This is a genomic window from uncultured Caldilinea sp., assembly GCF_937128415.1.
In the GTDB taxonomy this organism is placed as follows: domain Bacteria; phylum Chloroflexota; class Anaerolineae; order Caldilineales; family Caldilineaceae; genus Caldilinea.
This window is the reverse complement of the sequence record NZ_CAKZMJ010000006.1, coordinates 71,502-85,129: the sequence shown is the minus strand read 5'-3', so window position 1 is coordinate 85,129 and position 13,628 is coordinate 71,502. Positions and strand designations below refer to the sequence as shown.

At 56.1% G+C, this 13,628-nt stretch carries 10 protein-coding genes and 1 pseudogene; all 11 read left to right on the top strand.

The features are described 5' to 3' along the window. Nucleotides 1-28 precede the first annotated feature (28 nt). A complete protein-coding gene (locus Q0367_RS00740) occupies nucleotides 29-1,435 on the top strand; it encodes a sugar ABC transporter substrate-binding protein (protein ID WP_298980629.1) in 1,407 nt (468 codons plus the stop codon). A gap of 215 nt (nucleotides 1,436-1,650) precedes the next feature. Then, nucleotides 1,651-2,520 (top strand): carbohydrate ABC transporter permease, encoded by an 870-nt coding sequence (locus tag Q0367_RS00735; protein WP_298980628.1) that lies wholly within the window; start codon nucleotides 1,651-1,653, stop codon nucleotides 2,518-2,520. Nucleotides 2,521-2,541: 21 nt separating this feature from the next. After that, nucleotides 2,542-3,432: a carbohydrate ABC transporter permease gene (locus Q0367_RS00730; RefSeq protein WP_298980627.1), complete on the top strand. Its 891-nt coding sequence runs from the start codon at nucleotides 2,542-2,544 to the stop codon at nucleotides 3,430-3,432. 110 nt (nucleotides 3,433-3,542) lie between these two features. Beyond that, nucleotides 3,543-4,613 carry a GTP-binding protein gene (locus Q0367_RS00725; RefSeq protein WP_298980626.1) on the top strand — a complete coding sequence of 357 codons (1,071 nt, stop codon included), beginning with the start codon at nucleotides 3,543-3,545 and terminating at the stop codon, nucleotides 4,611-4,613. Between the two features lie 39 nt (nucleotides 4,614-4,652). After that, complete coding sequence (locus Q0367_RS00720; protein WP_298980625.1) at nucleotides 4,653-7,292, top strand: GH116 family glycosyl-hydrolase; 2,640 nt, start codon at nucleotides 4,653-4,655, stop codon at nucleotides 7,290-7,292. A 286-nt stretch (nucleotides 7,293-7,578) separates the two neighbouring features. After that, the gene (locus tag Q0367_RS00715) at nucleotides 7,579-8,601 is read left to right on the top strand and encodes an ATP-NAD kinase family protein (RefSeq protein ID WP_297639553.1); all 1,023 of its coding nucleotides are present in this window, start codon (nucleotides 7,579-7,581) and stop codon (nucleotides 8,599-8,601) included. 33 nt (nucleotides 8,602-8,634) lie between these two features. Further along, entirely contained in the window at nucleotides 8,635-9,624 is a 990-nt protein-coding gene (locus Q0367_RS00710) for a thiamine pyrophosphate-dependent dehydrogenase E1 component subunit alpha (protein ID WP_297639550.1), read from the top strand. A 20-nt stretch (nucleotides 9,625-9,644) separates the two neighbouring features. Further along, nucleotides 9,645-10,655: an alpha-ketoacid dehydrogenase subunit beta gene (locus Q0367_RS00705; RefSeq protein WP_298980623.1), complete on the top strand. Its 1,011-nt coding sequence runs from the start codon at nucleotides 9,645-9,647 to the stop codon at nucleotides 10,653-10,655. A gap of 4 nt (nucleotides 10,656-10,659) precedes the next feature. Beyond that, nucleotides 10,660-11,979: a 2-oxo acid dehydrogenase subunit E2 gene (locus Q0367_RS00700; RefSeq protein ID WP_298980622.1), complete on the top strand. Its 1,320-nt coding sequence runs from the start codon at nucleotides 10,660-10,662 to the stop codon at nucleotides 11,977-11,979. A gap of 99 nt (nucleotides 11,980-12,078) precedes the next feature. Beyond that, a pseudogene (locus tag Q0367_RS21010) lies at nucleotides 12,079-12,432 on the top strand (transposase); the annotation flags it as partial. 229 nt (nucleotides 12,433-12,661) lie between these two features. Next, the gene (locus Q0367_RS00690) at nucleotides 12,662-13,612 is read left to right on the top strand and encodes a MoxR family ATPase (RefSeq protein ID WP_363325818.1); all 951 of its coding nucleotides are present in this window, start codon (nucleotides 12,662-12,664) and stop codon (nucleotides 13,610-13,612) included. The last annotated feature ends 16 nt before the right edge of the window (nucleotides 13,613-13,628 follow it).

Sequence of the window (13,628 nt, the reverse complement as noted above, 5' to 3'; positions counted from 1 at the left end):
AATAGCTTTTTCAAAGGAGGACGCCACCATGTCTACTCGCGGGGAGTCAATTTTTGGAGTTGCAATGAGTCGTCGGGAGTTGTTGCGTTGGACTGCTATGGCTTCAGCCGGGGCATTGCTTGCGGCGTGCGCCCCAGGAGCACTGCCCACCGCTGAAGAGCCCGCTCCATCAAAGGCAAAAGTGCGGATTATCGCCACCACTCAGATGCCGATCAGCCAATGGGAGCCGGCCATGAAGCGCGCAGTTGAGCAGTTGCCGGACATCGATTTGATGATCACCCAAACCAATATCAGCGAAGGCGGTTGGGCGGGCTACTCGGATCGCATCGTCACTCAAATCGCCGGTGGAGAGCAATTGGATGTGATCATGATCGCGGTTGAAGGACTGGGGCTGCTAACTGATAAAAAGATTTTGATGCCGCTCGATGATTACTTCCTGGCGGATCCCGCCGAAAAAGAGATTTTGGAAACCGACATCCACCCCGTGCTGCGAGAGATGCTGCAGGTGGATGGGAAGCAGATGGAGTATCCTTTCTCCTGGAACAACATGGTGTTGTACTACAACACGAAAATTTTTGAGGAGGAAGGCATTGATCCTCCGTCTAAAGATTGGACATGGGAAGATTTTCTGGAGGTCTGCCTGAAGGTTGCAAGGGTCACAGGAGGGGCGGATGATCGTTATGCCTACTCCTTCTGGGGCTCTGGCATGTTCGGCATGGCGGCCTGGTATTTCAACAATGATACGTCTCCGTTGAATGATTCATGGACTGCATCGAACCTGATGGATCCCAAGGTGGCTGAAACGCTGCAATTTTTGGCGGATCTGATCCTGAAATATAGAGTTTCGCCCAATCCACAGGGATGGGAGGAGTGGGCGCAATTTCACGCTGGCCACCTTGTGATGCGCACCTGTGGGCGATGGTGCATCTCTGGCTCTCTCAACGAAGGCTTCACCACCTACGATCTGCAATATCAGCCCCATCGCTCTGGGCCGTTCAAAACTGTGGTGGGGACCGATGGTTGGGGAATCTCCACCTCCACGAAAACCCCGGATGAGGCATGGACCGTCGTGAAGTTTCTATCCAACAAGGATGCGTCGATTGATATGACGAAGGCTGGCGGCAATATCCCTGCCCTTCGATCGGTGGCCGAAATGCCTATCTTCGCCGAATATGGACCGCCGAACACCGCAATCTTCTATGAGTCGCTAGATTTTGCCAAGACGGTGCCCTCCCCTAAGAACTTCAACATCATTGACCCGATTCTGAATCGTCACTATCAGACAATTTGGAACGGTGAAAAGAGCGTGGAGGAGGCTCTCATCGCAGCGCACGCAGAGGTGACAGCAGAGATGGAGAAATTGCAGGCAGGAAGAGCTTCCTTCGCCAGCGCAGGTCTTGGCACTCTTGCTATGGCGTGCGGATGCAACCAGTAGGGCTCGACTTGTCTTGATGCTCTGGCGCACTGCATCGAATTTTTTGCTGCAAGAGTAGCAACGATGCATGCGCCAGAGCATAGGGCTGCTTCGCATTTGGAGAGAATGCAAATTCTCCAAAAGGGGGAAGGAACTTGGCGACTACAGCAGATCATCGGTGCGACGCTTCTGTATCGAAGAAAAACCATACTATCTCCAGGTGGTCGACGAATCGAGTGCAAGAGATTGTAGCCGGCTATCTTTTCATTGCTCCGGCGTTCATCTCATTGTTTATTTTTCTTGTCGTGCCCATTCTGGCCTCATTTGTTCTTGTTTTCATGCGATATGACGTGCTTTCTCCGCCTTCATGGAACGGCTTTGAAAATCTAAGTCAATTATCCAGGGATGGGCGTCTGCAACAGGTGTATTGGAACACTTTCCGGTTCGTAGTGTTCGCCACATTTTTCAACAACCTACTCGGACTGTTGCTGGCGATGGGCGTCAACCGCGCCATGCCTTCGATTATCAAATATCTACTCCGTACAGCGTTGTTCTTCCCCGTGCTTACGACGACCGCTTCCCTGGCTTTGGTCTGGAATTTTCTGCTGACTCAGGATCGAGGTGTGGTCAACTATTTGTTGCAACAGGTGGGATTGCCGCCGGTGCCCTGGCTGAGCAGTTCCTCGTGGGCGATGGTTTCGGTTGTCATGTTCGATGTGTGGCGCGCGTGTGGTTTTCTCATGGTCATCTATTTGGCGGGCTTGCAGGCGATTCCGGAAGTCTTATACGAAGCCGCTGCAATCGACGGGGCCAGTCAACTGCAACGAGTACGTTATATCACTTTGCCCTTAATTTCTCCGACGGCTTTCTTCGCAATCATTATCTCGATTATTGGAGCAGCCCAAGTCTTCGACAACGTTTGGGTGCTAACCGGCGGAGGCCCTGGAGATGCAACCCGATTGATTGTGCTTTATGTCTATGAAATTGGCTTTAAACGATTTGAGATGGGGTACGCCGCCGCAGTTTCATTGACGCTGTTTGCGATACTGGTCGTTTTAACATTGCTTCAGTTTCGTCTCTCTCGTCGTTGGGTGCATTACGATTGACGCCTGGAAAGTGAGTTTCCCATGTCGATGCTCCAGGATGCTTCACCCCATCTTTCCAGAATTTCGAGATTTTTTCAGACGTTCCGAGTTTTTCTGGGGGAGACCGTCATATGGACCTTTTTAATCGTGATGGCGATTATTGAATTCGCACCGATCAGCTGGATTCTCGCCACATCGCTTCGCAATCCTTCGGAATCTTTCAAATTGCCGCCGGATTTCTGGCCTACATCTTTCCATTGGCAGAATTATCTCGCTGTGATCAATTCACCGCAGATCAATTTTCTGCTTTTCTTCTGGAATAGCCTAAAAATTGCGCTGATTACAACTTTGGCGCAGTTGCTCACTTGCTCGATGGCGGCTTTCTCATTTGCACGCCTTCGCTATCCGGGACGCGATCTTATTTTCTTTCTTTTTCTCTCGTCGCTCATGGTTCCGGCGACGGTTATCATGATCCCCACGTTTATTCTAATCCGAATGCTCGGCCTCTTGGATAGTCACTGGGCTTTGATTTTGCCCGCCACAACAAGCGCTTTCGGCGTTTTTCTGCTGCGGCAAGCATTTATGGGGATTCCCTCTGAATTGTTCGACGCCGCCAAAATTGACGGAGCCGGCTATTGGAGAATGTACTGGCAGATTGCCTTGCCGCTTGTAGGCCCAGCCTTGTCGGCGCTGGCAATCTTTACGTTCCTGGGTTCGTGGAATAACTTTTTAGGGCCAATCCTCTACTTACGAAGTTGGGACAACTACACCTTTCCAATTGCAATTGTGATGTTGAGCGGTTACATGGGAACGGGCAACCGCGCTCATGTGCTTGCAGCGGTCATGATTTCGATTTTACCTGTGCTTCTCTTTTTCTTAATGGCTCAGCGCTTTGTGATTCGAGGGATAGCGGTCACCGGTCTAAAAGGGTGAATGTAAAAGAGGATGGCTGATATTGTCCTCACGAGAGTAAGGCTTGACGTCTCCTGAGAACACAGGCGGATGCCCTTCCTCATTTTTTGAAATCAAAAGCTCATCTTAACATGGCGCCTCATTTGATTTTACTCGGTGGATTTTTAGGTGCTGGGAAGACAACCTTAGCGTTGACATCCGCTCAAAAATTGATATCGCGCGGGTTCTGTGTTGGGCTCATCACAAACGATCAAGGGAGTGAATTGGTCGACACAGCTTTGCTCAGGCAAGCCCCGCTTGCCGTCGCCGAAGTGGGGGGAGGATGTTTTTGTTGTCGATACCCAGACCTCCTGAAGGCGCTAGATGAGATGGTCTGTCAGGTGAGCCCCGACGTTATATTTGCCGAGGCTGTTGGAAGTTGTACGGATATCCTCTCCACCGTAATTCGCCCATTGCTTGCGCAACGCGCTTCGACCTATCACATCGCTCCCCTCACGGTAGCGTATGACCCTTTGCGCAACATCGAACGTTTCTCCGGCGAAGTTCACTATCTGTTTCGTCAGCAGCTCCATGAAGCTGAAGTGCTCGTTTTGACAAAACAGGACGTTCCGGCGGCTGCAGAAACAAGAGAATCATTCCAAGTTCTGGCCGAAAGATACGGCGTCGATAAAATTTTTCCTCTTTCCGCCGTAACCGGTGAAGGCGTGGACGCGTGGCTGGATTTTGCGCTCACTTCAACCACCGGCGCCGCCAAAAGACTCGATGTCGACTATGCAACATATGCAGCAGGGGAAGCCGCTCTGGGGTGGCTGAATGCAGTTGGCGAACTTACGTCGAATCAGAAGTTTTCTCCATGCAACTGGGCCACCCATTTCCTGCATATGATGGATAACGCTCTGAGCGCCTATAACGCGCCAATAGCCCATTTGAAAATCTATTTTCGCACGGAAAACAATGAAAGCTACAAGGCGAGCCTCACCGAATCTGGAGGTCCGGTTCGATGGGATTCGAAATCGACGGGGCAAAACGCCTCTCGGTTGACGTTCGTGTTCAACGCTCGCGTACAATCGTCTCCTGTTTTATTGGAAAACGTTGTGCGCCACGTTTTTGCGGAACTGTCTCCCTTCCCAGAATTTGCATACAAATTTACTCGCTTCGAATGTTTTCATCCGTCGGCGCCTCAACCGACGCATCGAATGTGAAACAAAACTTTTTATACCAGCAAGCAGACGAGGCTCTCCATGCAAAATTTCATCTATAAGGGCGCTAAAACCACCCAGATAAGTTTTCCGCTAGGAGGCATTGGCGCCGGCTGCATCGGACTGGCCGGCAACGGTCGCCTGATCGACTGGGAAATTTTCAATCGACCTAACAAAGGGAGTGTGAACGGTTTTTCACACTTCGCCGTCAGAGCCGAATCACGCGGAAAAGTGCTCGATGCACGTATCCTTCATGGCAATCTAGCGCCTCCTTATCAGGGTGAGCTACACGCTCCTCGTTTTCAAAGTTTTGGATGGGGCCCAAGACGAGAGTATATGACAGGTCTCCCCCATTTCAACGAGGTTGAGTTCAAAGGTGAGTTTCCGTTCGCCACATTAACATTTCTCGATCACAGCTTCCCGGGGGCAGTGTCGCTACGCGCCTTTAGCCCTTTGATTCCCTTGAACGATCGGGATTCAAGTTTACCCGCCGCTTTTTTTGAGTATGCGATTACAAATTCGACCGATGAACCGCTCGACTACACAGTGGTTGGTGTTTTACGCAATCCTTTACCGGCCAATAATCTGAATACAGTTGGTCTTCACCCCTGGGGATGTGCGCTGCATATGACTTCAGACGGGGTTCAGCCCGGCGCCCCCTCCTACGGCGATCTGACGCTGGCTACAGACGCCCATCTTTCATCAGACACAACTGTCAGCTGGCAACAGTACTGGTTTCGCGGTGTGTGGTTTGACAGTTTGGAAGTGTATTGGAAAGACTTGACTGCAGGCGGACGCTTCCAAAACCGCATCTATCCTCCTGAACGAGCAGGAGAAAACAATGAAGGGCTATTAGCCGTTCACTTCAGTTTGCAACCTGGTGAAAGCAAGACAGTGCGTTTTGTGATCACCTGGAACTTTCCTATCTGTGAGAATTACTGGAAGCCTGAGCAGGCGCTTCCAGAAGGAATCTCCCCTACATGGAAAAATTACTATGCGACGCTTTGGGAGGATTCTCAGGCCAGCGCGCAGTATGCATTGACCGAGTGGAAACGGCTGTTCGACGAAACCCATCGTTTCAAAGAAGCGCTATTTTCCTCCTCTTTGCCGCCGGCAGTGCTGGACGCCGTTTCAGCAAACATGGCGATCTTGAAGTCGCCAACGGTGCTCCGCCTGGAGGATGGCACTTTTTATGGGTGGGAAGGATGTCATCCCGACGCAGGGTGTTGTGAAGGAAGCTGCACCCATGTTTGGAATTATCAACAGACGTTGCCTTTCCTCTTTCCCAAGTTAGAGCGCTCCATGCGCGAAGCGGATTACCGGTATAACTTGCGGCCTGACGGCGGAATGGCTTTCCGCATTCAGCTTCCTTTAGGCGCAGGCCTTTGGAATTTCAGGCCGTGTGCAGATGGTCAATTTGGCGGCGTGTTGAAGGTCTATCGCGACTGGAAGATTTGCGGCGACAGCGACTGGCTGCGCCGTCTGTGGCCATCTGTGAAAAAATCGCTTGAGTTCGCCTGGCATCCCGACAACATCGATCGATGGGACCCAGAGAAAACCGGCGTGTTGTGGGGGAGGCAGCATCATACGCTTGACATGGAGTTGTTCGGCCCCAACTCCTGGCTGACCGGCATGTATCTGGCTGCGTTGAAGGCCGGAGCCGAAATGGCTGAGTATCTTGGCGATGAAGCAGCCGCAACCGAATATAAAGAAATTTTTGCAAAGGGGAAGAAATGGGCGGACACTCACCTGTTCAACGGTGAATATTATATTCAACGAATCGATTTACATGATCGCCGCATCATAGAGGCGTTTGCAAAGGACGACAGTGTTTTGATGGGCGGATCTACGCTGGAAGCGTACTGGGATGAAGAACATCAGGAAATCAAATACCAGATTGGCGAAGGCTCAAGCATCGATCAGGTTCTGGGGCAGTGGCATGCCAGCCTCTATGGCTTGGGCGAAGTGTTCGATCCCGAACAGGTGCGCAAGGCAAATGCAGCAATTTACAAATACAACTTCATCCCTGTGATGGGAGAAGTTTATAACCCCTGCCGCATCTACGCTCTGAACGATGAAGGCGGCCTGGTGATCTGCGCATGGCCGCCCGGCGTGACAAAACCCACCATCCCCGCTCCATACTCCCAGGAAACCATGAATGGGTTTGAGTATGCAGCAGCGTCTCACATGATCATGAATGGGCTGGTCGAGGAAGGCATCGTCTGCGTAGAGGCGATTCGTAAGCGATATGATGGCGAACGCCGCAACCCCTGGAACGAATTTGAATGCGGCAGCAACTATGCACGCTCGATGGCGGCTTACGCCTTGCTGAACGCCTTTTCGGGCTTTCAGTTTGACATGGTTCATCATTCCATAGGTTTTCAGCCTGTGCGTTTACAAGACGGATGTTTTCGTTGTTTTTGGTCGTTGGACAGCGGTTGGGGTGAGTTTGAATTGACTCCGGAACATGCTTCGCTTCGTCTGCTCTACGGCCACCTGATTGTGCGCACGTTGAGAGTGCCGTTCATTTCTGGACAAATTCTCTCTTCCGTACAGATTGGAAATCGAACATTTCCGTTTATACAGACCAATGGAGAAATTCAACTGAAAGAAGATGTTTGTATTCAAGCAGGAGAAACTCTGGTCGCATTCTTTCATCATTTATACGAAAAGCCGCAGTGACTGCCCTTATGTTAGATTCCTCATGTTAGGTCCCTCCTATTAGGTCTCTTATTAGGTGTAGTCAAGGTTAATCAGGTCGATGCGCTTCAAAGGTTGCTTCGTGGGCGGCAGTAATAGATTCAGGCGCCATCCCGTTTTTATATCTCTTTCCAGATTTGACAATCCCCTTTTGCCATCATTACAATGAAAAAATTCCCGCATCCGCACTACGCAATTGAACCGCCCGGTCATCGTTGAGCGCAGCGATGCTGCCCGGCGCCGGGCCTGATAAAGAAAGTTTAAAGACATGACGGTCGTTGGCATCATTGCCAATCCAGCGGCCGGTCGTGACATTCGCCGTCTGGTGGCGCACGCATCGGTCTTCGACAATAACGAGAAGGTCAACATCGTGCGCCGCGTCCTCATGGGGCTGGAGGCGGTGGGCGTGAGGAAGGCCTGGATCATGCCGGACGCCTACGGCATCGGTCGGAAGGCGCTCGACGCCCTGCGCCTCAATCTGGAGGTGCGATTTGTCGAAATGTCGCCTCGCTTTGAGGAAGGCGACTCCGTCGAGGCCGCCGCCCGCATGGTCGAAGCCGGCGCGCGCACGCTGATCACGCTTGGCGGCGATGGCACCAACCGCGCCGTCGCAAAGGCGTGCGGCGCCATCCCCCTGATGCCGATCTCCACCGGCACCAACAACGCGTTTCCGGTCATGGTCGAAGGCACGCTTGCCGGCCTTGCCGCCGGGCTGACGGCCATGGGTGTGGTTCCTCTGGAAGTAGCGACGACTTCCACCAAGCGCATCGATCTGTGGCGCGGAGGAACGCTCGAAGAGATCGCTCTGGTCGACGCCGTCGTTTATCGAGAACGGTTCATTGCCTCGCGCGCAGTGTGGCGCCTCGACGAGGTGAAAATGGCTTTGTTCACCCGCGCCGAACCCTGGAACATCGGCCTCTCGGCTATCGGCGGCTATTTGGAGGCGACGCCGCTCGCCGCGGACGAAGGCCTGTACGTTGAGATGGGCGAGGGCGGCTGCGAAGTCTTGGCGCCGGTTGCGCCCGGCGTGATCCATGCGGTGAAGGTGGCGGCGCACCGCCGCGTGCGGCTGGGAGAGCGCATCGTCGTGGTGGACTGCGCTCCCGCCCTCATTGCACTCGACGGCGAACGCAAGGTCACGCTGAAGGCGGGTGAGCCGATCGAACTGTGCGTGACCGCCTCTGGGCCGCGCGTCATCGAGATTCGACGGACGTTGAGCTATGCGGCTGCTGTGGGCGCCTTTATCCGTGAATCCCTCCCCACCGACGGGAAGGCATCGCGATCTTCGTGAAATGGGCCCTATGTTCAGAAGTGGAGGATGAAAATGAACCTGACCAAAGAGCAACTGCTGACCATGTATCGGCAGATGTGGACCATCCGTCATTTTGAAGATGAGATGGCAGCCGCCTACATGGAAGGAAAGACGCCTGCGTTTGACATTGGCTCTGGACCTGTGCCGGGCGAGATGCATCTCGCCGCCGGACAGGAGCCGGTCGCCGTCGGCGCGTGCATGCATTTGCGCAAGGAGGACACCGTTGTCGGCACGCATCGGCCGCATCACTTTGCCATTGCCAAAGGCATCGAGCTAAACAAGCTGGCCGCCGAGATCTTTGGCAAAGCGACCGGCCTCGGCAAGGGGAAGGGCGGCCACATGCATCTCTTCGACGTCGAACACAAGTTCAGCTGCAGCGGCATCGTCGGCGCCAGCTTCCCACCCGCCTGCGGCGCCGCGCTCGCCGCCAAAAAGATGGGCAAGGACTGGGTGGCGGTCGCCTTCGCCGGCGAAGGCGCGGCGAATCAAGGATCGTTCCATGAAGCGCTGAATCTGGCTGCGCTCTGGAAGCTGCCGGTGATCTTCATCATCGAGGACAACTCGTGGGCGATCTCGGTCTCCAAACGCCAGTCCACCGCCATTCCCGACAACAGCCAGCGCGCAGCGGGCTACGGCATTCCCGGTGTGCGCGTAGACGAAAACGACGTGTTGGCCGTCTACGAGGTCGTCGGAGAGGCGGTGCAGCGCGCCCGACGGGGCGAAGGCCCCAGCCTGATCGAGGTGAAGACCGACCGCCTCTACGGCCACTTTCAGGGCGATCCGGAGCTGTATCGTCCCAAGGACGAGGTGCCGACCTTGCGCGCCAACGATCCGATCCTGCGATTCGGAAAGCAACTGTTGGAACAGGGCTTTGCGACTCAGTCCGACCTGGATGCTGCGCGTGAGGCCGCGAAGGCGGACGTCGACGCCGCCTTCGCATTTGCGCGTCAGAGTCCCTATCCTGCGCCGGAAAGCGCGCTCGAAGATGTGTTTGTATCTTGAAACGACAGGGAGATGCAACGATGACAAACGAACGAGAATTGACGATGGCCAAGGCGATCGCCGAGGCGATCGATCAGGAGATGGAGCGCGACGAACGCGTTTTTGTGATGGGCGAGGACGTCGGCGTCTATGGCGGCATCTTTGGCGCCACGCAAGGGTTGTACGACAAATATGGCCCCGAGCGGGTGATGGACACGCCGATTTCCGAGACGGCGTTCATCGGGGCCGCCACCGGAGCCGCGGCTGAAGGAATGCGCCCGATCGTCGAGCTGATGTTCGTGGATTTCTTCGGCGTCTGCATGGATCAAATCTACAACCATCTGGCCAAGAACACCTACATGTCCGGCGGCCATGCGCGCTACCCTGTCGTGCTCACAACCGCCATCGGCGGCGGGTACAACGACGCTGCGCAACACTCCCAGTGTCTGTATGGTCTGTTCGCCCATGTGCCTGGGTTGAAAATCGTCGTGCCCTCCACCGCCTACGACGCCAAAGGGCTGATGATCTCGGCGATCCGCGACGACAACCCTGTCATGTATTTCTTCCACAAAGGTTTGATGGGCCTGGGCTGGATGAAATATCACCCTCGTTCGGTGACGCCGGTGCCTGAAGCGCCCTATACAATTCCTTTTGGCCAGGCCGACGTCAAACGCACGGGCAAAGATGTGACCATCGTCAGCCTGGCGATGATGGTGCATCGCGCTCTGGACGCCGCTGAAGAGCTGGCGAAAGAGGGTGTCGAGGCGGAGGTGATCGACCTGCGCACGCTGGTGCCGCTCGACAAGGAGGCGGTGGTGAATTCGGTCAAGAAGACCCATCGCTTGCTGGTCGTGGATGAGGATTATCACAGTTTCGGCATGACAGGAGAGATCGCTGCGATCGTCGCCGAGGAGGCGCTCGACTATCTCGATGCACCGATCCGTCGCCTGGCGGTGCCCGACGTGCCCATTCCGTACAGTCGCCCGCTCGAACAGTTTGTGTTGCCGAGCGCCGAGCGAATTGCCGCGACCGTGCGCAGCATGATGGGGTGAGCCGATGCCCTACGAGTTGACGCTTCCTCCCATCGGGAGCAAGGCCGAGGAAGGCATCGTGGTCGCCTGGTTCAAGCGTGAAGGCGCGCCGGTTCGCAAGGGCGAGCCTTTGTTAGAAGTGCAGTTCGATAAGGTGAGCACCGAGGTGGAGTCGCCGGTCGACGGGAGTCTTCTACAAATTCTCGCCCCGCGCGACGCGGTGATACGCCAGGGGCAGAGGCTGGCGATCCTGCTGTTGTCCGATGAGGCTGCACGCATTGAGGAAGCGCCGAGCGCCGCCCCGTCGACAGAGGCAGCGCAGACAGCGGCGCCTGCAGCCTCAACATTCCCTGCATCGCCGGCGGCGCGTCGGCTGGCTCGAGAGTTAGGGGTCGAGCTGGCGCACGTGATCCCTGCCAACGGGGAGCGCATCACCGAAGAGGATGTCCGACGCGTTGCTCAGTTGCGAAGCGACGCAACACCCCCTGCACAGCCGCTCACCGTCTCTCCACCTCAAGAGGTGCGGGCCACGCCGATTGCGAAACGCATGGCGCGTGAACACGACGTCGATCTCTCGACCTTGCGAGGCAGCGGGCCGGGAGGGCGCATTGTGGAGCAAGATGTGCAGGCGGCGATCGAAGCGCGCACGGTGCAGACGCCAACCGCTGCGCCGCAGGTCGTGCGCCAACCGCTCACCCCAATGCGCCGCGCCATCGCTCGTCGCATGATGGAAAGTCTTCACAGCACGGCCCAACTCACCATGACCATGCAGGCGGACGTCACTGCCTTGGTGGAGGCGCGAGAAACGTGGAAACCTGCTCTTGACGTCACTTACACCGATCTGATCGTGCGCGCTGTGGCGCTGGCGCTGCGGCAACATCCTTCCATGACGGTGTGTTGGGCGGAAGACGCCGTCGAGCGCCTGACAGAGATTCACATCGGCGTGGCCGTGGCGCTGGAGGATGGGCTGGTCGTTCCCGTCGTGCGCAACGCCGATGCGCTTTCGCTTCCTGCGTTGAGCGCCGAGATTCGGAAGTTGAGTGAGCGGGCGCGCCGCGGTCAACTGACGGAAGCCGAAATGAGCGGCGGCGTCTTCACCGTGACCAACCTGGGCATGTACGGCGTCGACATCTTCACGCCGATCTTGAATCCGCCGGAGTCCGCAATCCTGGGCGTTGGCCGGCTCTATGAACAGTTGGCGCGCAGCGCGCAAGGCCTCCTCTGGCGATGGATGATGAACCTAAGTTTGACCGTCGACCACCGCATTATCGACGGCGCGCCGGCCGCCGCCTTCCTGCAGCGCGTTTGTCAGTTGCTGGGCGAGCCGGCCGCCTTGAAAGGGTAGAGAAGGATCAGAGGTCATCCGAGTGAAAAATGCGCTGCGTCGCGGGGCGACTCTACGTCGTCTTGACGTCTAGAAGTCGTTATGCACTTTAGGTGGCTCGTCACGCCTGCCAACGAGCAGGATTGGGCGCAGGTGGCGGCGCTGGCCAAACAGGTGCAGGCCGCCACCGGAGACGCCGTCAAGGTGACCTTTGTTGACCCGGGCTATACAGAGGAACAGGCAGCGGGGTACGGGTTGCGCCTTGAAGTCGTCAAACTCCTCACCGCCAAGCGTGGTTTTATCTTGCTGCCTCGGCGCTGGGTCGTCGAACGCAACTTCGCCTGGATGGCTCGCTGCCGGCGGCTGGTGCAGGATGACGAGTGCCTGGACAAAACACTGGCTGGACTACATTTCGTGACCTTTGCGATTTTGATGGCGCAACGCTTTATTCCTTTTATGACTCAAAATTCATAACACGCTCTAACCTGTCGCCCAGCTCTGCACCCTTCAGGCAATCGGGGTATGCATCGGCGCGGCGAACGCTGGCGCCCCCAACGGAACGGATGCGCCGAGCGGCCCACCCCAATTGTACGAAACTTCATTTACAGCATTCTCCGTTTCATGTACACTGAATAGTGCATCGCTATGGTCTGTCCGCATGCGGACATTTGGGTTGCGTCCCAGAGGAGTTCCTGTGAACGACATATTTTCATCCCCAAGCCAGGTCAAAGAGGCGCTCGGTCGTCAGCAGTACATCGCCAGCGATGAGATCGCCACCACCGTATTTTTGACCACCCAGCTCGGCAAGCCGCTGCTTTGCGAAGGGCCGGCGGGCGTCGGCAAGACGGAGCTGGCGAAGAGCATCGCCGGCGCCACCGGCCGCGAGTTGATTCGTCTCCAATGCTATGAGGGGTTGGACGAGACCAAAGCCCTCTATGAATGGGAGTACGCCAAGCAGCTCCTCTATACACAGTTGTTGCGCGACAAGCTGCAAGACACGCTGGCCGGCGCTGCGACGCTGGCGCAGGCCGCCGACCGGCTAGCCGAGGAGGAGGACGTCTTCTTCTCGATGCGGTTCCTGCTGCAGCGGCCACTGCTGCGCGCCATTCTCAGCGAGAAGCCGACGGTGCTGCTGATCGACGAGATCGACCGCGCCGACGCCGAATTCGAGGCGTTTCTCCTGGAAGTGCTCAGCGATTTTCAGGTTACGGTGCCGGAGCTGGGCACGCTTTCCGCCGTGCACCATCCGATCGTCTTGCTCACCAGCAACAACACGCGCGAGCTGAGCGAGGCGCTCAAGCGCCGCTGCCTCTACCTCTTCATCGGCTATCCGTCGGTGGAGCAGGAGCTGGCTGTCGTGAACTTGAAGGTGCCGGAGCTGGCGCCCAAGCTGGCGCAGCAGGCGGTCGAGCTCGTGCATCGGCTGCGCAACCTCGACCTGCGCAAGTCGCCCAGCATCTCCGAGACGCTCGACTGGGCGCGGTCGTTGGTGGCGCTCAACGCCAAACGGCTCGATCGCGAGGTGCTCGAAAACACGCTCAGCGTGCTGCTCAAACATGAAAGCGATCTCCAGAAGGTGAAACGACGCCTCGAGGTGACGGAGAAAGGCCCCAGCCTGGAGGACGACGACCGTCCTATGCGCTGGCGAAACTAGTGGAGCTACGGAGGAG

Coding starts and splice junctions, on each gene's coding strand:
- Q0367_RS00720 (WP_298980625.1), top strand. CDS start 4,653: ATGCAAAATTTCATCTATAAGGGCGCTAAAACCACCCAGATAAGTTTT.
- Q0367_RS00725 (WP_298980626.1), top strand. CDS start 3,543: ATGGCGCCTCATTTGATTTTACTCGGTGGATTTTTAGGTGCTGGGAAG.
- Q0367_RS00705 (WP_298980623.1), top strand. CDS start 9,645: ATGACAAACGAACGAGAATTGACGATGGCCAAGGCGATCGCCGAGGCG.
- Q0367_RS00730 (WP_298980627.1), top strand. CDS start 2,542: ATGTCGATGCTCCAGGATGCTTCACCCCATCTTTCCAGAATTTCGAGA.
- Q0367_RS00740 (WP_298980629.1), top strand. CDS start 29: ATGTCTACTCGCGGGGAGTCAATTTTTGGAGTTGCAATGAGTCGTCGG.
- Q0367_RS00710 (WP_297639550.1), top strand. CDS start 8,635: ATGAACCTGACCAAAGAGCAACTGCTGACCATGTATCGGCAGATGTGG.
- Q0367_RS00700 (WP_298980622.1), top strand. CDS start 10,660: ATGCCCTACGAGTTGACGCTTCCTCCCATCGGGAGCAAGGCCGAGGAA.
- Q0367_RS00715 (WP_297639553.1), top strand. CDS start 7,579: ATGACGGTCGTTGGCATCATTGCCAATCCAGCGGCCGGTCGTGACATT.